We start from the raw sequence: 24787 nt of genomic DNA on the forward strand, positions 1-24787 counted from the left end.
ATGGCAGACGCGCACGCAAAACATCACGACTATCATCTCGTCGACCCGAGCCCGTGGCCTTTCCTGGGATCGATAGGGGCGCTCGTCACCGCCTTTGGCGGCGTTTGCCTCATGGAATACCTGAAGGGCGGCTCGTTCCCGATCTTCGGCTTCAACATCGCCAATCCGTGGCTGTTCTTCATCGGCCTCGCGATCGTCCTCTACACCATGTTCGCCTGGTGGTCGGACACGATCAAGGAAGCGCATGAGGGCCATCATACGCGGGTCGTGTCGTTGCATCTGCGCTATGGCATGATCATGTTCATCGCCTCCGAGGTGATGTTCTTCGTCGCGTGGTTCTGGGCCTATTTCGATGCCAGCCTGTTTCCGAGCGAAGCCCATCAATATGCCCGCACCGCGTTCACCGGCGGCGTCTGGCCGCCGAAGGGCATGGAGGTTCTCGATCCTTTCCATCTGCCGCTCTACAACACCGTGATCCTGCTGTTGTCGGGCACCACGGTCACCTGGGCGCACCACTCCCTTATCCACGGTGATCGCAAGGGCCTGATCAACGGGCTGGTGCTGACCGTCGGCCTCGGCATGCTGTTTACCATGGTGCAGGCCTACGAGTACATGCATGCTCCGTTCGCCTTCAAGGATTCCATCTATGGCGCCACCTTCTTCATGGCGACCGGCTTCCACGGCTTCCATGTCATCATCGGCACCATCTTCTTGGCCGTCTGCCTGATCCGGGCCATGAAGGGCGATTTCACGCCCAAGCAGCATTTCGGTTTCGAGGCTGCCGCATGGTACTGGCATTTCGTCGACGTGGTCTGGCTGTTCCTGTTCGCCTCGATCTATGTCTGGGGATCGGTCGGCGCGGTAATCGAAGCCCATTGATACCGGTCTGATGACTTTGAAGGGGCGGCTGCGGCAACGTGGCCGCCTTCTTCTTTTCGGTGCAATAAGATCCGGCTGCGAGGGCGCGCAGTGTCGATGCCGGCGGCATGATCATGATCCACGGCCAGCCGAACGGATTCGGCGGCTGCTTCAATTGGTCGGCTGGACCGACGGCGGCATTGCCGTTACGGACTCCGGCATGGACGAAGTCTGGGCAGTGGTGGTCGATGGAACACCCATCGGAACACCCATCAGGATTGAGCGGTAAAGCAATGAGCGACGACAAGGCGATCTGGCCTCCGATCGACCCTATTTCGGCGGGCTTGCATGGACGCTGCCCGCGCTGCGGCGAGGGGCGGCTGTTTTCCGGCTTTCTCACCGTAGGCAAACGCTGCACCAATTGCGGCCTTGATTATTCCTATGCCGATGCCGGCGACGGGCCCGCGGTTTTCGTCATCCTGATCATCGGCTTCATCATCGTCGGCCTGGCGCTCTGGGTCGAAGTGACGCTGAGCCCGCCGCTCTGGCTGCATCTGCTGGTCTGGATCCCGCTGGCGCTGGTGCTGTGCCTGACGGCGCTCCGGCTGATCAAGGGGGTGCTGCTTACGCTACAGTACCGCAACAAGGCGGCCGAGGGCCGGCTGGATCGCGGCGAATGACCGACATGTCCGCCAAAGACGGCGGTCGTTCGCGGCCAGGATCGGTATTGCTGCTCGGCATTGGCGTCGTCCTGCTCCTGATCCTGCTGGCGCTCGGCACTTGGCAAGTCCAGCGCCTGCACTGGAAGGAAGGTCTTCTCCAGACCATCGACCAGCGCACCCACTCGCGGCCGCTCCCGCTGGCCGAGGTGGAGAAACAATTCGCCTCGACTGGGGACGTCGACTACACGCCGGTGACGGTGACCGGCACGTTCCTGCATTCCGGCGAGCGGCATTTCTACGCGACATGGGAAGGCGAAGCCGGCTTCAACGTCTACACGCCGCTGGCCCTCGACGATGGCCGCTTCGTCCTGATCAATCGCGGTTTCGTGCCATACGATCTGAAGGATGCCGCCAAGCGCGCCAAGGGACAGGTCGCGGGCAAGGTCACGGTCACCGGCCTCGCTCGCAATCCGCTGCCGGCAAAGCCGTCGATGATGCTTCCCGACAACGACGTGGCGAAGAACATCTTTTACTGGAAGGACCGTGACGTGATGGCGGCGAGCGCTGGCTTGCCGGCGAGCGCCAAGCTGGTGCCAATCTTCATCGACGCCGACAAGACGCCGAATCCGGGCGGTTTGCCCATCGGCGGTGTCACCATCATCGACCTGCCGAACAGCCATCTGCAATATGCTATGACCTGGTATGGGCTTGCCGCGGCACTTGCCGCCGTTCTCATCCTGCGGCTTCGCAGGCCAGCGAAAGAGGAATGAGCGCGACCGACCCGCTTGAAGGGCCATCGCCCTTGACAGGACGGGGGTAGGCACCTCATTTCGGCTCTGATCAAACGGCCCGGATTCATGCTTCAGACCACGACAAAGCCTTCTCTGACGATCCGCCTCTGCCAGCCGCGCGGTTTTTGCGCCGGCGTCGACCGTGCTATCCAGATCGTCGTGCTGGCGCTGAAGAAATATGGCGCGCCGGTCTATGTCCGCCATGAGATCGTGCACAACCGCTATGTCGTCGAGGGTCTGCAAAGCCTTGGCGCCGTCTTCATCGAGGAACTTTCCGAGATCCCGGCCGAACATCGGCAGTCGCCCGTCGTCTTTTCCGCGCATGGCGTGCCGAAGTCGGTACCGGCGGATGCCCAGGCGCGCAATTTGTTCTATCTCGACGCCACCTGTCCGCTGGTCTCCAAGGTCCACAAGCAGGCGATGCGCCACCAGCGGCTCGGCCGCCACGTGCTCCTGATCGGCCATGCCGGACACCCCGAGGTCATCGGCACGATGGGACAATTGCCGGAGGGCGCGGTAACGCTGATCGAGACCGAAGCCGATGCCGCGAGGCTTGCGCCGGCGGACCCGAAGGCGCTCGGCTTCGTCACCCAGACCACGCTATCGGTCGAGGACACGGCCGGCATCATCCGCGCGCTGCAGGACCGCTTTCCCGACCTGCAGGCGCCGGCGGCGGAATCGATCTGCTATGCCACCACGAACCGTCAGGAAGCGGTCAAGGATACCGCCGCGGGCGCCGATCTCTACCTGATCGTCGGCGCGCCCAATTCCTCCAATTCGCGGCGTCTTGTCGAAGTGGCTGAGCGTGCGGGGGCTGCGATGTCGCTTCTCGTGCAGCGCGCCGCCGAGATTCCGTGGGACGACATCGGCGACATCTCGACGCTCGGTCTGTCGGCGGGGGCATCCGCCCCGGAGATAATCGTCGACGAGATCATCGATGCGTTCCGCCAGCGCTTCGATGTCACGATCGACCTGGCCATCACGGCCACCGAAACGGAGGATTTTCCCGTCATGCGGGTACTGCGCGATGTCGAACTGACGGCGGCCGACATGGCTTTCGTCAACGGGGCGCCGTAAGGCACATGGCGGTCTACACCGACGTTGCGGAAGGCGAACTCGGCGCATTCCTGAAGCACTACCCAGTCGGCGATCTCCTGTCCTACAAGGGCATCGCGGAGGGCACCGAGAACTCGAATTTTTTGCTGCACACCTCCAGCGGCTCCTACATCCTGACGCTCTATGAAAGACGGGTCGAAAAGGCGGATCTGCCGTTTTTCCTCGGGTTGATGGGCCATCTCGCCAAAAAGGGCGTGTCCTGCCCGCTGCCGGTAACCGCGCATGACGGCAGCGTCATCGGCACGCTGGCGGGCCGGCCGGCCGTCATCATCACTTTCCTCGAGGGTCTCTCGCTCCGGCGGCCGACATCGATCCATTGCGCCGAGGTCGGCAAGGCGCTGGCCGCCCTGCACCTGGCCGGAGCCGACTTTCCGATGACCCGCCCCAATGCGCTCGCCATCGACGGCTGGCGCAAGCTCTGGTCGGCAGCCCGCGACCGTGCCGACGAGGTCGAGCCGGGCCTTGCGGCCGAAGTCGACGCCGACTTCGCCGACTTCGAGCGGAATTGGCCGAAGGGTCTCCCGGAAGGCATCATCCATGCCGATCTTTTCCCGGACAATGTGTTCTTTCTCGGCGAGAAGCTCTCCGGCCTGATTGATTTTTATTTCGCTTGCAACGACCTCTACGCCTATGACGTCGCCACATGCCTGAACGCCTGGTGTTTCGAGAAGGATTTTTCCTTCAATCTCACCAAGGGCAAGGCGCTGCTTGCCGGCTACCAAGGTGTGCGGCCTCTGAGCAATCAGGAAAAGGCGGCACTTCCGATGCTGGCACGGGGCTCGGCGCTGCGTTTCATGCTGACCCGGCTGTATGACTGGCTGACCGTTCCTGATGGCGGGCTGGTAATGAAACGCGATCCGACCGAATACATCAGAAGAATGCGGTTTCATCGGACGATCAAATCTGCTTCGGAATATGGGCTGGCATGAGCAAACACGTTGAGATCTTCACCGATGGCGCCTGTTCGGGCAATCCTGGCCCGGGCGGCTGGGGCGCGATCCTGCGCTTCAACGGCGCCACCAAGGAACTATCGGGTGGCGAGGCCGAGACGACCAACAACCGTATGGAATTGCTTGCCGCCATCTCGGCGCTGAATGCGCTCAAGGAGCCTTGCACCGTCGATCTTCACACCGACAGCAAATATGTCATGGACGGCATTTCAAAGTGGATCCATGGCTGGAAGAAGAACGGCTGGAAGACCGCCGACAAGAAGCCCGTCAAGAACGGCGAACTCTGGCAGGCGCTGGATGAAGCCAATCGGCGTCACAAGGTCACCTGGATCTGGGTCAAGGGCCATGCCGGCCATAGCGAGAACGAACGCGCCGACGAACTCGCTCGTGAGGGCATGGCGCCGTTCAAGAAGGGCCCGGTCAGGCTTGTTTCTACCCCACCCAAGCCGGTCTCGCAGTCCAAACAGCCGGCGGTGGCAAAGGCGCGGCGTTCGACCCAAAGCTATTGAATTCCGGGGCGGCACCATCCCCAGGCTGGGATCTCTGTCATGCCGGGCCTGCACTATGTGACGCATCCCCAGGTTCAGGTGGACGCCAAGATTCCGGTGCCGGAATGGGACGACGCGCGCCGAATTGTCCATGGGTGGCGGCCGATCGGCAGGCCGGCACAGCCGCAGATCCTCAGCGGATCAACAGCGCCGTGCCCCAAAGCCCGAGGGCGAACACGGTGTGTGACACCAGGTTCAGCGCCCGTACCTTCATCGGGTTGGGCCGCTTCGACGCTGCCCAGCCCGCGCCCATGCCGGGCGCCAGCAGGAACCAGCCGGCGCCGACTGTGACCATGCCGAGGATGAAAGCCGGCAGGAAAATCGGCGCGACAAGCCAGCCCGCTCCGGCCACCACGACAAGGATGATGCCGTAGACGATGCCGACAACATAGTGAAAGGCCCAGCCCAAAGCCGATTCGTGTACATAGGGCGTCGCATCGCCAATATCGTCGTGAAAGACTTTTTCCCGTAAATGCCAGACCCAGCGGCCAACGGGGGCCCAGTTCGGCCGTGCTTGACCGAACATCTTGTAGAGAAGAAAGGCCCAGATATCCATCAGTAGCGTGGCGCCGACGCCGATCGCCACGCTACGCCAGGCGATGTCGAACGTCATGGTCAGAGCAGTTCGAGGATCTTGGCGGCGCCGGATTCATCGACGCCGGGCTTGGTCTCGACATTGAGCGACGTGACCTTGCCGTCATCGACGATCATTGAAAACCGCTTCGACCGAAGACCCATGCCTCCGCCGGAGAAGTCGGCGTCGAGGCCGATCGCCTTGGCGAAGTCGCCATTGCCGTCGGCGAGGAACAGGATCTTGCCTTCACCGCCGGTGAAGCGTGCCCAGGCGCCCATGACATGGACGTCGTTGACCGAAACCACGGCGACCGTATCGACACCGCGCGCCAGGATGGCGTCGCGGTTCTCCAGGTAGCCGGGCAAATGATTGTTGCTGCAGGTCGGCGTGAAGGCGCCCGGCACAGCAAACAGCACGACCTTCTTTCCCGCAAAAATCTCGGCCGTCGTGATCGGCTTGGGACCGTCGGCAGTCATCGTCTTGAACGTCGTATCGGGCAGTCTGTCGCCAGCGGAAATGGTCATGAGTTCCTCGCTTGGGAGAATGGGGAAGGACGTAGCCTTGGGTAGCGAACTATGCGGTTTCCCGCAACCATCGCGGGGGCTGGATCAAGGGAAAGGCAAGAGCCCTTCGACCGCGCCTGCCGAACTCGTCAGCGTGTAGTGAAGTCCGCCATCCGTGGGTGTCGTCGATGGCCGGTCGAGGATCGGCACGGTGAAGACCAGCTTGCCGTCCTTCTGGCTACGGGCCGGCGAACCGAACATGTAGTCGCGGTCTCCTGCGACGAAGAAGTCCGCCGCTTCCGGATCGCCGGGAAAGCTCGCCTCCACAACCAGCGTTTCATGGTCGCCCGGCAGCACGTTGATGCCGAAGTCGGATCTTGCCGGCGCGGGCAAGGCGGCGAAGCTCGCCTTGACCAGCTCCGCGTCCTCGGCATTGTCCGGGTCGGAGCCGGGGTCGACGGTCAGCCGCGTCTGCACAGGGATGCATATCGTCTCGCAAATGCCGAGGAAAATGTCGGCGTCGATGACGGACGGATCCTTCGCGGCCGACAGCGTGAACGTCACCGGCAGCGAGACCGGATAGTCGTAGCCCGCCCATTTGCCGTAGCCGTCGTCATGACGCTTCGGCGCCGGGAAGGAGAGGCTGGCATCGGAAATGTTGGTGCTGGCGGAGATATCGAGTTGCGGCGGCACACCCGCGTCGCCCGGGTCGCGCCAATAAGTCTTCCAGCCAGGCTTGAGCGCTATGTCGAGAACGCCCCGGATGCGGCCGGCATCGTCGGGCTTGCCGCTCGTCACCAGCCGTACCTTGCCGCCTTCGCTGTTGTACCAGGCGGACGAAGAGGCCGCGGCTGGGAGTGTGATTGCCGATCCGATAACGGCGCCGAGCAACAGGATTTTCAAGCTTTGCATGGTGATGATTTGATCGTCCGTTCATGGCCGTGCAATGATTTCATGGTCTTGCCGGTATCATATTTGCGTGACCTTTGCCGCAGGTAATGATCGGCCGGCGGCACGGGCTTGGTCGAAAACCGGCGCGGTACATCTTTTCGGCGCCCGGGAAACGCGTTACCCTCTGATCATGGACTTGTTGCGCCACAAGAAGACGGCCGCCGGCAGCGGCTTTCTCGACGATCAGTTCCTCATTGCCATGCCTGGCATGAAGGACGACCGTTTCGCGCGCTCGGTCATCTATATCTGCGCCCACAGCGATGAGGGCGCGATGGGCCTGATCATCAACCAGACGCAGCAGATGCTGTTTCCGGACCTTTTGGTGCAACTTGGCATCATGAACGAGCACGAGGCGATCCGGTTGCCCGCCCGTACCCGTGATTTCGTCGTTCGCAATGGCGGGCCCGTCGACCGCAGCCGCGGCTTCGTGCTGCATACGGGCGATTACCGGGTGGAGTCTTCGCTGACCGTTTCCGACGATGTCTGCCTGACCGCGACCGTCGACATATTGCGCGCCATATCGTCGGGCCGGGGACCCCGTCACGCGCTGATGGCGCTGGGCTATTCGGGTTGGGGCGCCGGCCAGTTGGAAACCGAGATAGCCGAAAACGGCTGGCTGACCTGTCCGGCCACTCCGGAGCTTCTGTTCGATACCGACATCGAGCGCAAATACGACCGGATTCTCGCCTCGATCGGCATCGACCTCGCGCATTTGAGTGTAGCGGCCGGCCACGCCTGAGCTCCAGCGGCGTGAAAGCCAACTACGCCTGCGTCAGCGGATACTGTTCCTTCAGCGTCTTCAGCACCTGATCCCCGGGCATCGGGGCGCCGAACATGAAGCTCTGCACATATTCGCAGCCCATCTGGCGCAGCTCCAGCGCGTCGCGCTCGTCCGAAATGCCTTCGGCGACCACCGACAGGCCGAGCTCATGCGCCATGCTGACCATGGATTTGAGCAGCACGGCGCGTTTGGGCGTGCTGTCGTCGACGAAACTCTTGTCGATCTTGATCGTGTCGAAGGGAAAGCGCGTCAGATAGGCGAGCGAAGAATAGCCGGTACCGAAATCGTCCAGCGACAGGCCGATGCCGAGCTGCTTCAGCTTGGTCAGCACATGGGCAGTCTGCTCGGGATTGTCCATAACCAGCGATTCCGTGAGCTCGAGCCGGAAGCAGCGCGGCTTCAGATTGGCCCGCGCAATCACGGAGCGGACGTCGCTGACCAGGTCGCGGCGGATGAGCTGGCGGCTGGAAAGGTTGACCGAAACCGACAGCGGCGCGTCGCCGATCTGCTTTTGCCATGCCGCCAGATCCTCGGCGGCCTGCTGCATGGCGAACAGCCCAAGCTGTACGATCAGCCCGCAGCTTTCGGCGACCGGAATGAAATCCGCCGGCGGGATCATGCCGCGGCGCGGATGGTCCCAGCGCAGCAATGCCTCGAAACCGGCGACGCTGCCATCTTCCAGCCGAACGATCGGCTGGTAGGCAAGCGTGAATTCGCGCCGTTCGATGGCACGGCGCAGGTCGGATTCGAACTGCAGCCGATCGGTGCCGACGGTGCGGAAGGCCGGGCGGAACGGTTCGATCCTGTCGCCGCCGAAGCGCTTGGCCTGATGCATGGCAAGCTCGGCGTCCTTGACCATGTCCTCGGCCGAGGTCTGCGCCGAGGTCCAGGTGATCAGCCCGATCGAGGCGGTCAGCACGATCTCGCGCTTGGCAAAGGTGATCGGGGCGTTGATGGCATGCTTGATGGCGTCCGCCACCGCCGCGATGCGGGCCGGGTCCTGCTCGGAAAGCAGCATCAAGGCGAACTGGTCGCCGGCGAAGCGTGACAGCGAGTCCTTCGGCTTCAAGAGCCGGTGCAGGCGTCGCGCGATGGTGAGCAGGATGGTGTCGCCGGCCGAGATGCCGAGCCCGTCATTGACCTGCTTGAAGCGGTCGATGTCGATGACGAAGACGGTCGGGCGCACCTTCTCTTCGGTCCGTGCGATCGAGATGATCGCCTCGAGCCGGTTCATGAACAATTCGCGATTGGGCAGGCCGGTGAGGTTGTCGTGCACCGCGTCGTGCAGCAGCCGCTCCTCGGATTTTTTCTGCTCGGTGACGTCAACCATGGTGCCGACACAGCGGATGACCTCACCGTCCGATCCGATAACCGGGCGCGCGCGCAGCGCAAACCAGTGATAGTGGCCGTCGGCGCCGCGCAACCGGAAGTTCTGCGCCACCTTGCCGCGACGGTGCTCGAGCACCACGTCGAGCGTGGTGCGGAACGTGTCGCGGTCATCGACATGCAGCACCGGCAGCCAGTTGCGGGCTGCACCCCCCAGGCTGTTGGGGGCGAGGCCGAGCTGGATGCTGACGTCGGGCTTGGTGACGACGCGGTCGCGCAGCACGTCCCAGTCCCACACCGTGTCGCCCGAGCCGGCCACCGCCAGCGCCTGCCGCTCGAGGTCGGAGAACAGGCCCTGGTGCAGCGCGCCTCCGGCGAAGGCATGCTGCATGACGGTGAAGCCGATCAGCAGGATGATGAGGATCAGACCGCCGCCAAGCGCCGGCTGGGCGATGTCGTTGTCGAGCATGCCGGTTATCGCCATCCACGATCCGCATAGCCACAACAGCACCATCACCCAACTGGGCACCAGCATGATGGCACGGTCATAGCCGCGTATGCCGAGGAAGATGATCAGGCCGAGCCCGGTCAGCGCGGTGGCGGCGAAGGACAGCCTGGCGATGCCCGCGGCGACCGCCGGGTCGACGATGGCGACGCCGGCGATCAAGAGCAGCCCGAGGATCCAGACCAGCGCCCCATAGCTGAAATGGCCGTGCCATCGGTTGAGGTTGAGATAGGCGAACAGGAACACCACGAAGGTCGCCGCCAGGGCCACCTCCGTTCCCGCCCGCCACATCTGCTCGTTGCCGGGCGATATCTCGATGATCTTGTTGAGGAAGCCGAAATCGACGCAGATATAGGCAAGCACGGCCCAGGCGAGTGCTGCGGTCGCAGGGAACATGGAGGTTCCCTTGACCACGAACAGGATGGTCAGGAACAGCGCGAGAAGCCCGGCGATGCCGATGACGATGCCGCGGAACAGCGTGTAGGAATTGACCGAGTCCTTGTAGGATTCCGGGTCCCAGAGATAGACCTGCGGCAGCTTGGGCGAGGCGAGTTCGGCGATGAAGGTGATCACCGTTCCCGGGTTCAGCGTCACCCGGAAGACGTCGGCGTCGGGGCTGCTCTGGCGATCGAGCGCGAAGCCTTCGCTGGGCGTGATGGCGGCGATACGGGTCGAGCCCAGATCCGGCCAGAAGATGCCGGAATTGACCAGTCGGAAATGCGGCGCCACGATCAGCCGGTCGAGCTGCTGGTCGGTGGTGTTGGCAAGCGCGAACACGGCCCAGTCGCCGGTGGAACGGGCGTCATTGGCCTCGACCTCGATGCGTCGCACGATGCCGTCGGGTCCGGGCGCGGTCGAAACCTGGAAGTTTTCGCCCTGGTTCCGGTAGATTTCCACGGCGCCGGACAGATCGAGCGCGACATCGTCGCGAGCGATCTTGATCGGTTCGACGGCAAAGGCCGAGGACGCCGCGCACAGCGTCAGGATCGTCGCGAGGACAAAGGCGAACAGCGGCCCGTTGCGCAGGAATTTCGTCAAAAATCAGTCCTTCGTTCCAGCGCCTGGCGGATCGTCCGCGATCCGGGCGTAGAGGTAGTGGTCCTGCCAGATGCCATTGATCCTGAGGTAGGATCGCAGAAGTCCTTCGCGCCGGAATCCGGCTTTTTCAAGCACACGGATCGACCTGATATTGTCGGGAATACAGGCCGCTTCGATCCGGTGCAACCTCAGCGTATCGAAGGCGAAGCGGGTCACGACCTTGACGGCGTCGGTCATCAGGCCACGGCCGCCGAAGCGCTCGCCGATCCAGTAGCCGACATGCCCGCTTTGCGAGACCCCGTGGCGTATGTTGCCGAGCGTAATTCCGCCAGCCAACCTGCCGCTCGATTTCTCGAATATGAAGAAGGCGATCGCCGTCCCTTGCGCATAGTCCTCGCGGTAACGGCTGATGCGCAGCCGCCATGCCGCCCGGTCAAGCTCGTCCGGCGCCCAGCGCGGCTCCCATGGTTCTAGAAAGGCCCGGCTCTCGCCGCGCACCGCCGACCACTCCCGGTAGTCATTGGTGAACGGCACGCGCAGCGTCACGCGGTCGCCCTTCAGTGCCGGCAGGTCGCGGCGAAAGAAAGGGAGCGCGAACACGGCGCTTGTGCGGGCTTAGACGGCGAGCTTGCGGGCCGTGGTGGGCGTGCCCGGAAGCGAATCGAGGATCGCTTCGTATGGCGCCAGCGTACCCACGGGCCCTACAGCGGTAAGCGTCGGTTTGGTCGAGAACAGCCGTGACGACAGGTCGGTCAAACGATCGACCGTCAGCGCCGACAGCCGCTCCATCAGTTCCTCCTTGGCGATCGGCCGGCCGAACAAGAGCAGCTGTCGCGCGATCTGCGAGGCGCGGCTGGCCGGGCTTTCCGCCGACATGATCAGACCTGCGCGGTATTGCGCGCGCGCCCGGTCGAGCTCTTCCTGCAGGATGTTCTCGCCGGCCTTCTGCAATTCCTCGATGATGACGGGCACCAGTTCGGCGATGTCGCTCTGCCCGGTCGCGGCATGGACGCCGAATATGCCGGTATCGGAAAAGCCCCAGTGGAAGGCATAGACCGAATAGCACAGGCCACGCTTTTCGCGGACTTCCTGGAACAGCCTGGACGACATGCCGCCGCCGAGGATCATCGACAGCACCTGCGAGGCGTAGAAATCGCGCACATGGTAGGCGCGGCCTTCGAAGCCCAGCACGATCTGCGCGTCCATCAGGTCGCGGTCCTCGCGGAAATCGCCGCCGACATATTGCGCATATTGCGGGATGGTGTTGTCGGCCTTGGTGCGGAAGCCGCCGAGCTGCTTTTCCACTTCGCGCACGAAATTGTCGTGCTTGATGTCGCCGGCGGCCACGATCACCATGCGCTCGGCGCCGTACTGGCGCTCGATGAAATCGTGCAATTGCTTCGAGGTAAAGGATTTGACGGTTTCCGGCGTGCCCAGAATCGAGCGGCCGATGGTCTGGTGGCGAAAGGCGGTCTCGGTGAACCGGTCGAACACGATGTCATCGGGCGTGTCGTGCGCGGCGCCGATTTCCTGCAGGATCACGTGCTGCTCGCGTTCGAGCTCCTGCGGATCGAATTCCGATTCCTGCAGGATGTCGGCAAGAATGTCGACGGCCAGCGGCACGTCGTCGGAGAGCACCCTGGCATAGTAGGATGTGGTCTCGACGCTGGTGGCGGCGTTGATCTCGCCGCCGACGTCCTCGATTTCCGAGGCGATCTCGAAGGCTGTTCGCCGCTTTGTGCCCTTGAACGCCATGTGCTCGAGCAGATGGGCCATGCCATGCTCTTCGTCACGTTCATTGCGGGCACCCGACTTGACCCAGGCACCCAGGGCAACCGATTCGATGCTTGGAAGGGTTTCGGTGGCGACTGTCAGGCCGTTCGACAGACGGCTTACCTCAACACCCATATGGTTCGTACTCCTTAACGCGCCGCTCGCGCACGGCGGCTGACGTAATCTTCCACCATTTTCAGGTCGGATGGAAGTACCGTGTATTTTTCCTCCGATGTCATCAACCCACCTAGCCATGCGGGCAGCGCGGGTGACACGCCGCTGGCGGCCTCGACGGCAGCCGGGAATTTTGCTGGGTGCGCAGTGCCCAGCACCACCATCGGCACGGCATTCGAAGCCTTGCCGGCCGCGACATGCACGGCTGCCGCGGTATGCGGATCAAGCAGGTAGTTGCTGGCCGCGAGCGTCGAGCGGATCGTCGCGGCGACCTCGTCCATATCTGCGCGGCCGGCATCGAATTCGGCTCGCATCCCTGCGATTTCCGTGGCTTCTATGGTGAAGGCGCCGGATTGTTTGAGCCCGGCCATGTAGCGCCGCACGGTCGCCGGGTCGCGGCCCGACGCCTCGAACAGCAGGCGCTCGAAATTCGACGACACCTGAATGTCCATGGAAGGCGAGGTGGTCGCGAACACGCCCTTGGTGCGGTATTCGCCGGTCGCGAAAGTGCGTGCCAGTATGTCGTTGTCGTTGGTGGCGATGACCAGCCGATCGATCGGCAGGCCCATTTTTTTGGCGGCGTAACCGGCAAAGATATCGCCGAAATTCCCTGTGGGCACGGTGAAGGAGACGGGGCGATCGGGCGCGCCGAGCGACAGGGCCGAGGAGAAATAATAGACGATCTGGGCCATGATGCGGGCCCAGTTGATTGAATTCACCCCCGACAGCGAGACACGGTCGCGAAAGCCGTGATCGTTGAACATGTCCTTGAGCATGCCCTGGCAATCGTCGAAATTGCCTTCGATCGCCAGGGCATGCACGTTCTCAGCCTTCGATGTCGTCATCTGCCGTTGCTGCACCGGCGACACGCGGCCATGCGGGAAGAGAATGAAGATGTCGGTGCGGCTGCGCCCGGCGAAGGCGTCTATCGCTGCTCCGCCGGTGTCGCCCGATGTGGCTCCGACGATGGTGGCATGCTGGTTGCGTTCGGCGAGCACATGGTCCATCAGCCGGGCGAGCAGCTGCATCGCGACATCCTTGAAGGCGAGCGTAGGTCCATGGAAGAGTTCGAGGATAAAAGCGTTGGGGCCGGTCTGGACCAGCGGGCAGACAGCCTCGTGGCGGAAGGTGGCATAGGCCTCCCGCACCAGACGCTCGAACACGGGAGCCGGGATTTCGTCGCCAAGAAACGGCGACAGCACGCGGATGGCCAGCTCGGGATAGGCCAAGCCGCGCATGGCGCGGATCTCGGCCATCGAGAATTGCGGCCACTGGCGCGGCACATAGAGCCCGCCGTCGCGTGCCAGGCCTGTCAGGACGGCATCGCAAAACCCAAGCGCGGGCGCCTCGCCGCGGGTACTCACATATTGCATCGTCACAATTCCGTTACTGCCTTGGGTTTTCGACCCACGCAAGGTGGTTAATTTCTACGCTGGCTCAGTCGCATTTTTGCCGCGCGGTTGATATACGTCACCAGCTTTGCGAGAGGGAAGTGCAGTTTCATGGCGTTTCATACATTCAGCGGTCGCTTTTTCGCGGGTCTTGCGCTCACCGGCTTTATGCTTGCCGCCGCCGGCTGCCAATCAGGCGACAACGGTATGCTGAACCTGGGTTTTGGCAAGAAGGACCCGACCGCGCCACCGCCGCCGCAGGACCCCAAGATTCTGGCCAGCCAGTTGAATGCCTATTGCCCGAGGGTGATGCTTCGCGACGGCACGGCATTCTTCAACACCTACGCCAACGAAGCCCGGAAGCCCAGGCCCAAGCTCAAGAAGACCGGCGACGCCGCGCAGGATGCCGCGGCCCAGGCTGCGGCCGATGCTGCCGCTGCTACTCCGCCGGACGATTCGGCGAGGGTCATTTATCAGGCCTCGATCAGCGACGTGACCCGCGATTGCAGCCGCGCCGACGGACAGCTGACGATGAAGATCGCCGTCGCCGGCAAGATCGTGCCAGGGCCGAAATTCACGCCCGGCACCATCACCATGCCGATCCGCACCGCGGTGATGCATGGCACCGAGGTGCTTTATTCGCAGATCCACCAATATCAGGTCCAGGTTACCGACCCCTCGGTCGCCACGCAGTTCGTCTTCACCGATTCCAACATCGTCGTGCCGGCGCCGACGGCGCAGGACTATCAGGCCTATGCCGGCTATGATGAAAATGCGCCGAAGGCCGCGACCGACAAATCGAAGAAAAACAGGAAGAAAGCCGCCGCGACCAACTAAATTCACGGCGGTGCTCTTGATGCGGACGCTCACGCGTCCGCCGACCATTCTGATAGGGCGGCCAGCGTGCCGCTCAGATCCGCCCAGCGGCGGATCACCGTCTCGGCGCCCGCCTCCGTCAGCGCATCGGCATGGCCGGGATAGCTATGGGCGGCGCCGGTGAACCCGATGACACGCATTCCTGCCGACCTTGCGCCGGTGACGCCGTGCACGGAATCCTCGATGACGAAAGTGTTTGCCGGATGGGCGCCGAGCTTTTCGGCGGCGAACAGGAACACGTCCGGAGCCGGTTTGGTTTTTCCGGTCGGCGTCTCCATCGCGGAGAAGATGCGCCCGGCAAAGAATGGCAGCAGATGCACCTTCTCCAGCATGAATTCTATCCGCTCCGAGCGTGAGTTGGAGCAGATGCAACGTTGCGCCGTCACCGAGGCGACCGCTTCGCGCACGCCCTCGATGGCACGAACGTCGCTGCGCAGTTTCCGGTCGACCAGCTCCTCGGCGCGATCGATCAGCGATACCTGGAACGGGATGTTGGACTTCTCCTCAACCCGCATCAGAATGTCCTTGAACGTCAGCCCCGCATAAGTCTCGGCAATCTCCTCGGCCGAGATTTCGTACCCGGACAAGGTCAGGAGCTCGGCCTCGACGCGCGCGGCGATGATTTCGGAATCGACGAGCACGCCGTCGCAATCGAAGATGACAAGGTCTGGCTGGGGCATGGTGATCCGGGCAATGAGAACGGGCAGGCTTCAGGCGGCGCGGCATACACCAACGGGCACGTCGGCGCAAACCGGCGGCGTCCGATCGCTGCCCTTCACCGAATATTTACGCTGATCGGTAACCATAACCGGGAGTAAACAGTAACGCGTGCCTTGGGTGTAAAAATGTCAGCCGTGCGTCTTGTCGACGAGCTTTCCCATGCTCCCCAGCAATCCGAATGGCTGGACACGATCCTGAAGGGCGACTGCGTCGCGGCGCTCGACCGGCTGCCCGAAAAATGCATCGACGTCATCTTCGCCGATCCACCCTACAATCTGCAGCTCGACGGCGACCTGCACCGGCCCGACCAATCCAAGGTCGATGCGGTGGACGACGACTGGGACCGGTTCGAGAGCTTCGAGGCCTACGATGCCTTCACGCGCGCCTGGCTGCTGGCCGCGCGCCGGGTGTTGAAGCCCAACGGCACCATCTGGGTCATCGGCTCCTATCACAACATCTTCCGGGTCGGCGCCAAGATGCAGGATCTCGGCTTCTGGATCCTCAACGACGTCGTCTGGCGCAAGACCAATCCGATGCCGAATTTTCGCGGTCGCCGCTTCCAGAACGCGCATGAGACGATGATCTGGGCCTCCCGCGACCAGAAGGGCAAGGGCTATACCTTCAACTACGAAGCGTTGAAGGCGTCGAACGACGACATACAGATGCGTTCCGACTGGCTGTTCCCGATCTGCACCGGCGGCGAGCGGCTGAAGAACGACAATGGTGATAAACTGCACCCGACGCAGAAGCCGGAGGCGCTGCTCGCCCGCATCATGATGGCCTCGACCAAGCCCGGCGACGTCGTGCTCGATCCCTTCTTCGGCTCCGGCACGACAGGCGCGGTGGCCAAGCGCCTTGGCAGGCATTTTGTCGGCATAGAGCGCGAGCAGACCTATATCGACGCCGCCAATGAACGCATCGACGCGGTGCGGCCGCTCGACGGCGCGGACCTGACCGTGCTCACTGGCAAGCGCGCCGAGCCTCGCGTCGCCTTCGTCAGCCTGATCGACACCGGGCTGGTGACGCCCGGTGCTACGCTCTACGACGCCAAGAAGCGCTGGGCGGCCAAGGTTCGCGCCGATGGCACGGTGGCGATCGGCGACAGTGCCGGATCGATCCACAAAATCGGCGCCGAAGTTCAGGGCCTGGATGCCTGCAACGGCTGGACCTTCTGGCACTATGAACGCAGCGGCGGCCTGACCCCGATCGACGAACTGCGTCGCATCGCGCGTCTCGGCATGGAAAGGGCAGGGGGCTGACCCCCGCCGACCGCCGCGCCTTGGCGTTGATTCAAAGTCTCAACGAAGCGCCCGAAGCGATTCAAATCACGCCTTGATTCCGAGCCGCTCAAGATCTGCTTGAAGTGTCTTGGCATCGGTGAACAGCACTGCTTGCCAGCCGGCCGCCTTCGCGCCGTCCACATTCTTCTGGCTGTCGTCGATGAACAGCGTCGCGGACGGTTCGAGCTCGAACGCGGCGACGTGATGGTCGTAGATGTCGCGATCCGGCTTGATCTTGCCGATCTCGCCCGAAATGGTGACACCGCGCGGACGATTGAGAAAATCGAAGCGTTGGCGTGCTTCGGCCAGCGTATCGGCAGCGAAGTTGGTCAGCATGGTGACATCGTGGCCGCTGTCGATCAGGCCGACCATGATAGCGACGCTGTCGTCATAGGCATGCGGCACCATGTCGTGCCAGTGGCGGCGAAAATTGCGGACGTTATCCGCGTGATCCGGGTGGTCCGCGATCAGCAGCGTTTCCGCCTCTTCCCATGTCCGGCCGCGGTCCTGCTCGATGTTCCAGTCATGCGTGCAGACATTGTCGAAGAACCACTTTCTCTCCTCGGCATCGGGAATAAGCCGGCTGAACGGGATATTGGGATCGTAGTGGATCAGCACTTTGCCGATGTCGAACACGATGTGGCGGATTTCAGTCATGGGGCCTCTCTGCACTGTTCGGTGACGGCTTTTTCGTCGCGCCGGGTATCGCAGCCTCGATTGCCTTTTTCATGACAGTGGGCAGCGCTTCACCCGAAATGTCCGATGGCAGCGACCAGAAATGCCCGGCGGGCGTCTCGCCGGTGCTTCGGGCGAGGAAGATTTCGAGCTCGAGCGCAAAATGGGTGAAGACATGCGCGATCCGGCCGGCTTGTCGCCAGTCGCCGGGAAAGGGTGCGGCCGCCGCTGTGGTCGCGCCGTCCAGCCGCGCCGTCCAGCCGGTCGTCGGCACCTCGGTCATGCCGCCGAGCAGCCCTTTGTCGGCGCGTTTGCGCAGAAGAATGGCACCGTCGCTTCGCACGGCGACGAAGGCTGCGCCGCGCCGCAGCGGTTTGTCGGCCTTGGGCAGGCGCACGGGATATTGTTCAGGATCGCCTGAAACGACCGCGCTGCAGCCCTCGCGCAGCGGGCAAAGCATGCAGCGCGGTCGGCGCGGGGTACAGATCGTGGCGCCGAGGTCCATCATCGCCTGGGCGAAATCGCCGGGCCTCGTCGTGGGAACCATGCGCTCGACACGGGCGCGAATGTCGGCCTTGGCTTCGCTGAGCGGCGTGGCAATGGAGAACAGGCGGGTCACGACACGTTCGACATTGCCATCGACGACGGCAGCCGGCCGGTCGAAAGCGATCGCCGCGATCGCCGCCGAAGTATAGGCGCCGATGCCCGGCAATTCCTTCAAGCCGGCTTCCGTATCCGGAAACCGGCCGTCGCGCCCGGCCACCAGATCGGCGCAGGCCTTGAGGTTGCGGGCACGGGAATAGTAGCCGAGCCCTGCCCAGGCTTTCATCACGTCCTCGACGGGCGCCGCCGCCAGCGCCGCGACATCAGGCCATTTCTCGACAAAGGCGCGAAAATAGGCCTTCACGGCTTCAACCGTGGTCTGCTGCAGCATGACCTCCGACAGCCAGATCCGGTAAGGATCGGGCCGCACGCCACGGGCATTGTCGCGCGGGGTCACGCGCCACGGCAACTCGCGATGATGCACGTCGTACCATGCGAGCAGGCGGGATGCGGTATCGCCAGCTTTGCTGCTGTCCCCGGACGCAGCTCTGCTGCTGTCACTAGACGCAGCTTTGCTGCTGTCACTAGACGCAGCTTTGCTGCTGCTGTCCTCTGATATGGCCTTGCGGGTCTGCTCGTGCGGTGCCATTGATCTCGTATCGGCCTCGGCCGGGAAGAGTGGAGGTGGTGGCTGGAGAACGCACATGGCAGGGAAAAGGCCCTTCGGCAATCCCGTTCCGGTGAGCGATCTCGCCACCGCGATCCTCGACCCGGTGCTGCGCAAGCGGGCGGGCATTTCGGTCAGCCTGGTCCAGTCGTGGGAAGAGATTGCCGGTTCGCGCCTGGCCGGCCATTCGCGCCCTGAAAAGATCCAGTGGCCTCGGCGGCTGCACGAAGACGACCCGTTCGAGCCGGCCGTGCTGGTGATCGCCTGCGAGGGCATGGCGGCGCTCCATCTGCAGCATGAGGCCGGCGAGATCATCAATCGCGTCAATGCATTTCTCGGCTTCACGGCCATCGGCCGCATCAGGATAGTGCAGAAGCCGGTTCTAAGTGAAAAGGCGCGGCCGAAACCACCCGTCAGGCCTCTCAATGAGGCGGAAAAATCAAGACTGTCGCACATCGTCGGCAAGATAGAAGACGATGGCCTGCGTGCCTCTCTGGAGCGGCTCGGCGCCACTATTCTGGGACAAAGAAAGTCATAGCACCGTCGCCAATCTCGCGATTTCGTGATTATAAGCTTCAAGTTTCACGATTGGATTGGGGACGGCGATGCCTTAATTCGCGCCAACTCTCGCCTTTTCGTGCCTTTGCGTTGCAAAATCCAACCCCTGTCAGGTGATTCGTATGAACCGTCCTCCGTTCGGCAAAAGCTTGTCCCGCAGAAACCTGCTGTCTTCGCTGGCCGCCATTCCGGTGGTGGCCGTGCTTGCGGCATGCAGCGACTCTGGTGAGGAAGCCAAGGCGGCCGATGTGAAGCCTGCCGCTCCCGCCGCACCCGCGACATCGGCCACGCCGGCCGCCGTCAAGGCGCCGGAGGCTCAAGGCACCGTCGACATGGCCGAACTGCTTAAGCCCGGCGCATTGCCCGACAAGCAACTCGGCAAGGACGACGCCAAGGTCACGATCGTCGAATACGCCTCGATGACCTGCCCGCATTGCGCGCATTTTGCCGAAACCACCTTTCCGGAATTGAAGAAGAAATACATCGATACCGGCAAGGCGCGCTATATTCTGCGCGAATTCCCGTTCGATCCGAGCGCCGAGGCCGGTTTCATGCTGGCGCGCTGCGCCAAGGACAACTACTTCCCGATGGTGGATGTCCTGTTCAAGCAGCAGGCGAACTGGGTGGGCGTGTCCAACACCAAGGATGCGCTGCTGCAAATCTCCAAGCTCGCCGGTTTTACACAGGAGTCCTTCGAAGCCTGCTTGACGGACCAGAAACTTCTGGACGATGTGAGGGCGGTCCAGAAACGCGGCGCCGACGAATTCAAGGTCGACTCGACGCCGACCTTCTTCATCAACGGAAAGACCTACAAAGGGGCGATGTCGATTGAGGAAATGTCGGCCATCATCGACCCTCAGCTCTGACGTCCTGGCGATGCCGAAGCGGCAGCGCTTCGGCATGCGTGGCCTTTGGCCGTGCTGCGCGCCGCCGCAAACCCGCGGCGCGTTTTCGCAAAAGTCGCTTTCAGGGCGGCGTGAATGAAGTTTTCGCGCCTTCGCCTCCTCGGTTTCAAATCCTTCGTCGAACCAGGCGAGTTCGTGATCGAACGCGGCCTGACGGGCATTGTCGGGCCGAACGGCTGCGGCAAGTCTAACCTTGTCGAGGCGCTGCGCTGGGTGATGGGCGAAAGCTCCTACAAGAACATGCGCGCGTCCGGCATGGACGACGTGATCTTTTCCGGCTCGGGCACGCGCCCGGCACGCAATACCGCCGAGGTCACGTTGTTCCTCGACAACAGCGATCGCTCGGCGCCGGCAGCCTTCAACGACGCCGACGAATTGCAGGTGTCGCGCCGCATCGAGCGTGAGGCGGGCTCGCTCTACCGTATCAACGGCAAGGAAGCGCGCGCCAAGGACGTGCAGCTTCTGTTCGCCGACCAGTCGACCGGCGCGCGTTCGCCCTCGATGGTTGGCCAGGGTCGCATCGGCGAGCTGATCCAGGCCAAGCCCCAGGCGCGCCGCGCCCTGCTGGAAGAAGCGGCCGGCATTTCCGGCCTGCATACGCGCCGCCACGAGGCCGAACTCAGGCTCAAGGCCGCCGAGCAGAACCTCGAGCGCCTGGATGACGTCGTTGGCGAGCTGGAAAGCCAGATCGAAAGCCTGAAGCGCCAGGCACGCCAGGCCTCCCGCTTCAAGAACCTGTCGGCCGACATCCGCAAGGCCGAGGCGACGCTGCTCCATCTGCGCTGGACGCTGGCCAAGGCCCAGGAAGGCGAGGCACGTTCGGCGCTGGCCGTCGCCACCGCCCTGGTTGGCGACCGCGCCGCCGCCCAGATGGCGGCCGCCAGGGAGCAAGGTATCGGCGCGCATCGGCTGCCCGATTTGCGTGACGCCGAAGCTGCGGCGGCCGCGGCCTTCCAGCGCCTGTCGATCGCCAGATCGCAGATCGAGGAAGAAGCCGGCCGCATCCGCGCCCGTCAGGCGGAACTCGAGCGCCGGCTCCAGCAGCTCGACGGTGACATCGCCCGCGAGGAGCGCATGGTGCGCGACAATGCGGATATCCTCGAACGCCTGCGCGCCGAGGAAGCAGCGCTCAACTCCGAAAATGCCGGCGCGGCCGAGCGTGAAGCAACCACCCGCGCCGCCTTCGAACAGGCAGCCGCGACGCTCTCGCAGAGCGAAGCCAGGCTTGCAGCACTTACCGCCGAGCGGGCCGAGGCCGCCGCTTCGCGCAATCAGGTCGAGCGGACGCTGCGCGAGACCGCCGAGCGTCGGGACCGTTTCGCCCGCCAACTCGCCGATGTCGACCGCGAATTGTCGGAAATACTCTCCAAAGTCGCGGGCCTGCCCGACCCGGCCGAGAAGCGACTTCTGGTCGAGGACGCGCTGGCGCGGCTCGAAGAGAGCGAGGCCGGCGCGATTGCCGCCGAACAGGCGGTCGCCGAGGCGCGCGCCGCCGAAAATGCCGCCCGCCCGCCATTACAGGACGCCAGGGCCGAACTGGCGCGCATCGAAACCGAAGCCCGCACGCTGGCCAAGATCCTGAACGCAGCCAGCGGCGATCTCTTCCCGTCCGTGCTGGAACAGATCAGCGTCGAGCGCGGCTATGAGACGGCCTTGGGCGCCGCCCTCGGCGAGGACCTTGACGTGCCGCTCGACCGCAGCGCCCCGGTGCATTGGGGCGAGAGCGCGATCCAGGCCGATGACGCCGCGCTTCCCGAAGGCATCAAGAGCCTGGCCAGCGTGGTACGTGCCCCGGCGCAGCTTGCCCGCCGGCTGGCGCAGATCGGCATTGTCGAAGCCGCCGACGGCCGCCGCCTGCAAGGGCTGCTCGCGCCCGGCCAGAGGCTGGTCAGCCCTGAGGGCGCGCTGTGGCGGTGGGACGGGCTGACCGCCAGCGCCGACGCGCCGACCGCGGCCGCGCAACGCCTGGCGCAAAAGAACCGGCTGGCCGAGCTCGATGCCGAAGCGGTGCAGGCGACGCTTGTGCTGCGCGAGGCCGAGGCGGTGCTCGCACAGGCCGAACAGTCGCTTCGCGAGGCCAGCGAGGCCGAGCGCGCCGCGCGTCAGGCCGGACGCGACGCCCAGCACGGGCTGGACGCCGCCCGCAACGCGCTGGCCGAAGCCGAAAAGGCCGGCGGCGAGTTGGCGAGCCGGCGCGCCGCCCTGGACGAGGCCCGCGCCCGTATTGTCGACAGTCATGAAGAAACTTCGGCCGCCTTTGCCGAGGCGGAAATGCTGCTGCAGGACGCGCCCGATCTCGGCGACCTGCAGATACAGCTCGAGCAATCCTCGGCCAATGTCGCCCGCGACCGCGCCACGCTCGCCGATGCGCGTGCCGTCCATGAAGGGTTGCGGCGGGAGGCCGAGGCGCGGTCGCGCCGGCTCGATGCGATCGGCGCCGAGCGCAGCAACTGGCTGGAGCGCGCCGAGAACGCTTCGACGCAGATCGCCTCGCTGGGCGAACGCAAGGCAGAGGCCGAGGCCGAACGCGAGAGATTGGCCGACGCACCCGACGAGATCGATGCCAAGCGGCGCGCCTTGCTGTCACAGCTCACCGAGGCCGAGACCTTGCGCAAGGCGGCGGCCGACCGTCTGCAGGAAGCGGAGAACAGGCAGGCCGAACTGGACAAGGCGGCCACCAGCGCCATCCAGTCGCTGGCCGAGGCGCGCGAGACCCGTGTCCGCGCCGAGGAGCGCTTGACCGCGGCCGACGAGCGCCGGCTGGAGGTCGAGGCGCGCATCCAGGAGACGCTGAACACGCCGCCACATCTGGTCATCCGCCATACCGGGCTGGAGGCCGACGATCCGATGCCCGAAATGGCCGAGATCGAGCGCCAGCTCGACAGGCTGAAGATCGAGCGCGAGCGGCTCGGCGCCGTCAATTTGCGCGCCGAGGAGGAGCAGAAGGAGCTTTCGGACCGGCTGGAGACCATCGTCTCGGAGCGCGAGGACATCATCGAGGCGATCCGCAAGCTCAGGCAAGCGATCCAGAACCTCAACCGCGAAGGCCGCGAGCGGCTTCTCGCCGCTTTCGACGTGGTCAACGGTCATTTCCAGCGGCTGTTCTCGCATCTCTTCGGCGGCGGCACGGCGGAATTGCAGCTGATCGAATCCGAGGATCCGCTCGAGGCAGGACTTGAAATCCTTGCCCGTCCGCCCGGCAAGAAGCCGCAGACCATGACGCTGCTGTCCGGTGGCGAGCAGGCGCTGACGGCGATGTCGCTGATCTTCGCCGTGTTCCTCACCAACCCGGCGCCGATCTGCGTGCTCGACGAAGTCGATGCGCCGCTCGACGATCACAATGTCGAACGCTTCTGCAATCTGATGGACGAGATGGCCAAGACCACCGAGACGCGCTTCGTCATCATCACCCACAATCCCATCACCATGGCGCGCATGGACCGGCTGTTCGGGGTGACCATGGCCGAGCAGGGCGTCAGCCAGCTCGTTTCGGTCGATCTGCAGGCAGCCGAAGCCATGCGCGAGGCAAGCTGACTTCACCTTCAACGTGCCGTGCTGAAGCCTGATTTTGAGCGTTGTCTTTCGCGGTAAGGCAGTCGGTTCGGCTTCTTCTCACCTTGCGCGTTGCACGATCCAGGTCGCCCAGATCGCGGCCAGCAGACCGCATGCAATGCCAATGCAATCGGCAACCCAGTCGAGCACGTCGAAATCGCGGCCTATCGCCGTGGTGCCCTGGAGAACTTCTATGGCAGCGCCGACAAAGGCGAGGAAGACGATCAGCGCCGGCTTGTGCCGCGGCCAGCCGAGGCTGCCCAGGAAAGCCAGCACGGCGAATGCGCTGGCGTGATTGAGCTTGTCATAATGGAAGCCGATATCGATTCCGAATTGCTTGAGGCGATGTGCCGGCAGCAGCGCGAGAACGAGGACGGCCAGGAGCGTGACGACAAAGGCAATCCGCTCGGCGACGGAATAGATTCTCATTCTGCTCCAACAACATGTCTCCGGTATAAACCGTAACCTATGTGTCCGGAACGGACCCTTGCGCGCTTGGCTGGGGCGCCAGGATTCGAACCTGGGAATGTCGGTACCAAAAACCGATGCCTTACCACTTGGCGACGCCCCAGCAGCTGACATGCGTCGACTGCGCGCGGCCTTATAGGCTGTGCCGGTGGAAAGCTCAATGCCTGGAGATTGCGACTTTCCTGCTGATCCACGACTCCGTTGGCGACGGTCGTCTCATGCGCCGGTCGTGCCGCCTATTCTCCCCACACCGCCATCTCGTTTCCAGCCGGGTCGGCAAAGTGGAACCGCCTGCCGCCCGGAAACGAAAAGATCGGTTTGATGATCGTGCCGCCGGCATTCTCGACGGCTGCCAGCGTCTCTTCCAGATCCTGGGAGTAGAGCACCGGCAACGGCTTGGCGGTGGCGTCGCCGCTGTCGGCCTGGAAACCGCCGTCCAGTCCCTCGCTAAAGGCCGAATAAGTCGGTCCATAGTCGGTGAACGACCAGGCGAAGGCGGCGCTGTAGAAGGCTTTCACACTGTCCAGCGTCGCGCCGGTTGCCGGCAGTTCCAGATAGTCGAGTTTTCCGGTGAGCTTCATGATGCACCTCTTCGTTCCCTG

At 63.6% G+C, this 24787-nt stretch carries 24 protein-coding genes, 1 tRNA gene and 1 pseudogene; 13 read left to right on the plus strand and 13 right to left on the minus strand.

The features are described from left to right. From FJ490_RS01535 to rnhA, 7 genes and pseudogenes are all read left to right on the plus strand, one after another. Positions 1 to 879: a cytochrome c oxidase subunit 3 gene (locus FJ490_RS01535; RefSeq protein ID WP_140494964.1), complete on the plus strand. Its 879-nt coding sequence runs from the start codon at positions 1 to 3 to the stop codon at positions 877 to 879. A gap of 74 nt (positions 880 to 953) precedes the next feature. Beyond that, positions 954 to 1147 (plus strand): annotated as a pseudogene (locus tag FJ490_RS33005) (hypothetical protein); the annotation flags it as partial. A 4-nt stretch (positions 1148 to 1151) separates the two neighbouring features. Further along, on the plus strand, positions 1152 to 1538 hold the full coding sequence (locus tag FJ490_RS01545) for a DUF983 domain-containing protein (RefSeq protein ID WP_140494962.1): 387 nt from the start codon (positions 1152 to 1154) through the stop codon (positions 1536 to 1538). Then, complete coding sequence (locus FJ490_RS01550; protein ID WP_181165148.1) at positions 1535 to 2290, plus strand: SURF1 family protein; 756 nt, start codon at positions 1535 to 1537, stop codon at positions 2288 to 2290. The genes FJ490_RS01545 and FJ490_RS01550 overlap by 4 nt, the downstream gene beginning before the upstream one ends. 87 nt (positions 2291 to 2377) lie before the next feature. Then, positions 2378 to 3388: a 4-hydroxy-3-methylbut-2-enyl diphosphate reductase gene (gene ispH / locus FJ490_RS01555; protein ID WP_140558201.1), complete on the plus strand. Its 1011-nt coding sequence runs from the start codon at positions 2378 to 2380 to the stop codon at positions 3386 to 3388. 5 nt (positions 3389 to 3393) lie between these two features. After that, a complete protein-coding gene (locus FJ490_RS01560; protein ID WP_140629242.1) occupies positions 3394 to 4356 on the plus strand; it encodes a homoserine kinase in 963 nt (320 codons plus the stop codon). After that, the gene (gene rnhA, locus FJ490_RS01565; RefSeq protein ID WP_140514831.1) at positions 4353 to 4886 is read left to right on the plus strand and encodes a ribonuclease HI; all 534 of its coding nucleotides are present in this window, start codon (positions 4353 to 4355) and stop codon (positions 4884 to 4886) included. Before FJ490_RS01560 ends, rnhA begins: the two co-directional genes overlap by 4 nt. A gap of 172 nt (positions 4887 to 5058) precedes the next feature. Here the strand turns inward: rnhA and FJ490_RS01570 are convergent, their stop codons facing one another. The 3 genes from FJ490_RS01570 to FJ490_RS01580 form a co-directional block, all read right to left on the minus strand. Beyond that, positions 5059 to 5538, minus strand: coding sequence for a DUF2938 domain-containing protein (locus FJ490_RS01570; RefSeq protein WP_140728135.1), 480 nt, complete (start codon positions 5536 to 5538; stop codon positions 5059 to 5061). Between the two features lie 2 nt (positions 5539 to 5540). Beyond that, positions 5541 to 6023 carry a peroxiredoxin gene (locus FJ490_RS01575; protein ID WP_140728136.1) on the minus strand — a complete coding sequence of 161 codons (483 nt, stop codon included), beginning with the start codon at positions 6021 to 6023 and terminating at the stop codon, positions 5541 to 5543. 84 nt (positions 6024 to 6107) lie between these two features. Next, positions 6108 to 6914: a protein-disulfide reductase DsbD domain-containing protein gene (locus tag FJ490_RS01580; protein WP_140514836.1), complete on the minus strand. Its 807-nt coding sequence runs from the start codon at positions 6912 to 6914 to the stop codon at positions 6108 to 6110. A gap of 169 nt (positions 6915 to 7083) precedes the next feature. Here FJ490_RS01580 and FJ490_RS01585 point away from each other — a divergent pair, with 169 nt between their 5' ends. After that, positions 7084 to 7692, plus strand: coding sequence for a YqgE/AlgH family protein (locus tag FJ490_RS01585; protein WP_140629245.1), 609 nt, complete (start codon positions 7084 to 7086; stop codon positions 7690 to 7692). 22 nt (positions 7693 to 7714) lie between these two features. Here the strand turns inward: FJ490_RS01585 and FJ490_RS01590 are convergent, their stop codons facing one another. From FJ490_RS01590 to thrC, 4 genes are read right to left on the minus strand one after another with little or no spacing between them, the layout of a single operon-like run. Then, positions 7715 to 10603 carry an EAL domain-containing protein gene (locus FJ490_RS01590; protein WP_140514838.1) on the minus strand — a complete coding sequence of 963 codons (2889 nt, stop codon included), beginning with the start codon at positions 10601 to 10603 and terminating at the stop codon, positions 7715 to 7717. A gap of 3 nt (positions 10604 to 10606) precedes the next feature. Beyond that, positions 10607 to 11203 (minus strand): GNAT family protein, encoded by a 597-nt coding sequence (locus FJ490_RS01595; RefSeq protein ID WP_140520802.1) that lies wholly within the window; start codon positions 11201 to 11203, stop codon positions 10607 to 10609. A 15-nt stretch (positions 11204 to 11218) separates the two neighbouring features. Continuing rightward, positions 11219 to 12511, minus strand: a complete 1293-nt coding sequence (locus FJ490_RS01600) for a pitrilysin family protein (protein ID WP_140494943.1) — start codon at positions 12509 to 12511, stop codon at positions 11219 to 11221. A 14-nt stretch (positions 12512 to 12525) separates the two neighbouring features. Further along, on the minus strand, positions 12526 to 13923 hold the full coding sequence (gene thrC / locus FJ490_RS01605; protein ID WP_140558194.1) for a threonine synthase: 1398 nt from the start codon (positions 13921 to 13923) through the stop codon (positions 12526 to 12528). A gap of 129 nt (positions 13924 to 14052) precedes the next feature. Between thrC and FJ490_RS01610 the strand changes: the two genes are divergently transcribed. Then, positions 14053 to 14778: a hypothetical protein gene (locus FJ490_RS01610; RefSeq protein WP_140494939.1), complete on the plus strand. Its 726-nt coding sequence runs from the start codon at positions 14053 to 14055 to the stop codon at positions 14776 to 14778. Between the two features lie 29 nt (positions 14779 to 14807). On the opposite strand, the gene FJ490_RS01615 is transcribed toward FJ490_RS01610, so the two are convergent. After that, a complete protein-coding gene (locus tag FJ490_RS01615) occupies positions 14808 to 15497 on the minus strand; it encodes an HAD family phosphatase (protein ID WP_140514843.1) in 690 nt (229 codons plus the stop codon). Positions 15498 to 15662: 165 nt separating this feature from the next. On the opposite strand from FJ490_RS01615, the gene FJ490_RS01620 reads away from it, so the two are divergent. Next, positions 15663 to 16796 (plus strand): site-specific DNA-methyltransferase, encoded by a 1134-nt coding sequence (locus tag FJ490_RS01620; protein ID WP_140623520.1) that lies wholly within the window; start codon positions 15663 to 15665, stop codon positions 16794 to 16796. A gap of 66 nt (positions 16797 to 16862) precedes the next feature. On the opposite strand, the gene FJ490_RS01625 is transcribed toward FJ490_RS01620, so the two are convergent. Both FJ490_RS01625 and mutY read right to left on the minus strand, forming a co-directional pair. Further along, on the minus strand, positions 16863 to 17474 hold the full coding sequence (locus FJ490_RS01625; RefSeq protein ID WP_140728137.1) for an HAD family phosphatase: 612 nt from the start codon (positions 17472 to 17474) through the stop codon (positions 16863 to 16865). Next, the gene (gene mutY, locus FJ490_RS01630; protein WP_224680328.1) at positions 17467 to 18741 is read right to left on the minus strand and encodes an A/G-specific adenine glycosylase; all 1275 of its coding nucleotides are present in this window, start codon (positions 18739 to 18741) and stop codon (positions 17467 to 17469) included. Before mutY ends, FJ490_RS01625 begins: the two co-directional genes overlap by 8 nt. Here mutY and FJ490_RS01635 point away from each other — a divergent pair. From FJ490_RS01635 to smc, 3 genes are all read left to right on the plus strand, one after another. Next, positions 18740 to 19240 carry a DUF721 domain-containing protein gene (locus tag FJ490_RS01635; RefSeq protein WP_140555929.1) on the plus strand — a complete coding sequence of 167 codons (501 nt, stop codon included), beginning with the start codon at positions 18740 to 18742 and terminating at the stop codon, positions 19238 to 19240. The two genes, mutY and FJ490_RS01635, sit on opposite strands and share 2 nt — an antisense overlap. Before the next feature lie 142 nt (positions 19241 to 19382). Next, positions 19383 to 20126: a DsbA family protein gene (locus tag FJ490_RS01640; RefSeq protein WP_140494928.1), complete on the plus strand. Its 744-nt coding sequence runs from the start codon at positions 19383 to 19385 to the stop codon at positions 20124 to 20126. A 114-nt stretch (positions 20127 to 20240) separates the two neighbouring features. Then, entirely contained in the window at positions 20241 to 23699 is a 3459-nt protein-coding gene (smc, locus tag FJ490_RS01645) for a chromosome segregation protein SMC (RefSeq protein WP_140629253.1), read from the plus strand. Positions 23700 to 23777: 78 nt separating this feature from the next. On the opposite strand, the gene FJ490_RS01650 is transcribed toward smc, so the two are convergent. The 3 genes from FJ490_RS01650 to FJ490_RS01660 all read right to left on the minus strand — a co-directional run bounded on the left by FJ490_RS01650 (position 23778) and on the right by FJ490_RS01660 (position 24766). After that, positions 23778 to 24146: a VanZ family protein gene (locus FJ490_RS01650; protein WP_140555925.1), complete on the minus strand. Its 369-nt coding sequence runs from the start codon at positions 24144 to 24146 to the stop codon at positions 23778 to 23780. Positions 24147 to 24213: 67 nt separating this feature from the next. Continuing rightward, positions 24214 to 24288: transfer RNA gene (locus FJ490_RS01655), tRNA-Gln, on the minus strand. Between the two features lie 133 nt (positions 24289 to 24421). Beyond that, positions 24422 to 24766, minus strand: a complete 345-nt coding sequence (locus FJ490_RS01660) for a VOC family protein (RefSeq protein WP_140494922.1) — start codon at positions 24764 to 24766, stop codon at positions 24422 to 24424. Between the last annotated feature and the right edge of the window lie 21 nt (positions 24767 to 24787).

It is taken from the genome of Mesorhizobium sp. B2-5-11, assembly GCF_006440835.1.
Taxonomy (GTDB): domain Bacteria; phylum Pseudomonadota; class Alphaproteobacteria; order Rhizobiales; family Rhizobiaceae; genus Mesorhizobium.

Excerpts from the sequence above, each read along its gene's own strand:
- FJ490_RS01575 (WP_140728136.1), bottom strand. The coding sequence starts at position 6,023 with ATGACCATTTCCGCTGGCGACAGACTGCCCGATACGACGTTCAAGACG.
- FJ490_RS01660 (WP_140494922.1), bottom strand. The coding sequence starts at position 24,766 with ATGAAGCTCACCGGAAAACTCGACTATCTGGAACTGCCGGCAACCGGC.
- ispH (WP_140558201.1), top strand. The coding sequence starts at position 2,378 with ATGCTTCAGACCACGACAAAGCCTTCTCTGACGATCCGCCTCTGCCAG.
- FJ490_RS01585 (WP_140629245.1), top strand. The coding sequence starts at position 7,084 with ATGGACTTGTTGCGCCACAAGAAGACGGCCGCCGGCAGCGGCTTTCTC.
- FJ490_RS01625 (WP_140728137.1), bottom strand. The coding sequence starts at position 17,474 with ATGACTGAAATCCGCCACATCGTGTTCGACATCGGCAAAGTGCTGATC.
- FJ490_RS01580 (WP_140514836.1), bottom strand. The coding sequence starts at position 6,914 with ATGCAAAGCTTGAAAATCCTGTTGCTCGGCGCCGTTATCGGATCGGCA.
- thrC (WP_140558194.1), bottom strand. The coding sequence starts at position 13,923 with ATGCAATATGTGAGTACCCGCGGCGAGGCGCCCGCGCTTGGGTTTTGC.
- FJ490_RS01560 (WP_140629242.1), top strand. The coding sequence starts at position 3,394 with ATGGCGGTCTACACCGACGTTGCGGAAGGCGAACTCGGCGCATTCCTG.
- FJ490_RS01620 (WP_140623520.1), top strand. The coding sequence starts at position 15,663 with ATGTCAGCCGTGCGTCTTGTCGACGAGCTTTCCCATGCTCCCCAGCAA.
- FJ490_RS01635 (WP_140555929.1), top strand. The coding sequence starts at position 18,740 with ATGGCAGGGAAAAGGCCCTTCGGCAATCCCGTTCCGGTGAGCGATCTC.
- mutY (WP_224680328.1), bottom strand. The coding sequence starts at position 18,741 with ATGTGCGTTCTCCAGCCACCACCTCCACTCTTCCCGGCCGAGGCCGAT.
- FJ490_RS01545 (WP_140494962.1), top strand. The coding sequence starts at position 1,152 with ATGAGCGACGACAAGGCGATCTGGCCTCCGATCGACCCTATTTCGGCG.
- FJ490_RS01610 (WP_140494939.1), top strand. The coding sequence starts at position 14,053 with ATGGCGTTTCATACATTCAGCGGTCGCTTTTTCGCGGGTCTTGCGCTC.
- FJ490_RS01535 (WP_140494964.1), top strand. The coding sequence starts at position 1 with ATGGCAGACGCGCACGCAAAACATCACGACTATCATCTCGTCGACCCG.
- FJ490_RS01570 (WP_140728135.1), bottom strand. The coding sequence starts at position 5,538 with ATGACGTTCGACATCGCCTGGCGTAGCGTGGCGATCGGCGTCGGCGCC.
- FJ490_RS01600 (WP_140494943.1), bottom strand. The coding sequence starts at position 12,511 with ATGGGTGTTGAGGTAAGCCGTCTGTCGAACGGCCTGACAGTCGCCACC.
- FJ490_RS01615 (WP_140514843.1), bottom strand. The coding sequence starts at position 15,497 with ATGCCCCAGCCAGACCTTGTCATCTTCGATTGCGACGGCGTGCTCGTC.
- rnhA (WP_140514831.1), top strand. The coding sequence starts at position 4,353 with ATGAGCAAACACGTTGAGATCTTCACCGATGGCGCCTGTTCGGGCAAT.
- FJ490_RS01640 (WP_140494928.1), top strand. The coding sequence starts at position 19,383 with ATGAACCGTCCTCCGTTCGGCAAAAGCTTGTCCCGCAGAAACCTGCTG.
- FJ490_RS01550 (WP_181165148.1), top strand. The coding sequence starts at position 1,535 with ATGACCGACATGTCCGCCAAAGACGGCGGTCGTTCGCGGCCAGGATCG.
- FJ490_RS01650 (WP_140555925.1), bottom strand. The coding sequence starts at position 24,146 with ATGAGAATCTATTCCGTCGCCGAGCGGATTGCCTTTGTCGTCACGCTC.
- smc (WP_140629253.1), top strand. The coding sequence starts at position 20,241 with ATGAAGTTTTCGCGCCTTCGCCTCCTCGGTTTCAAATCCTTCGTCGAA.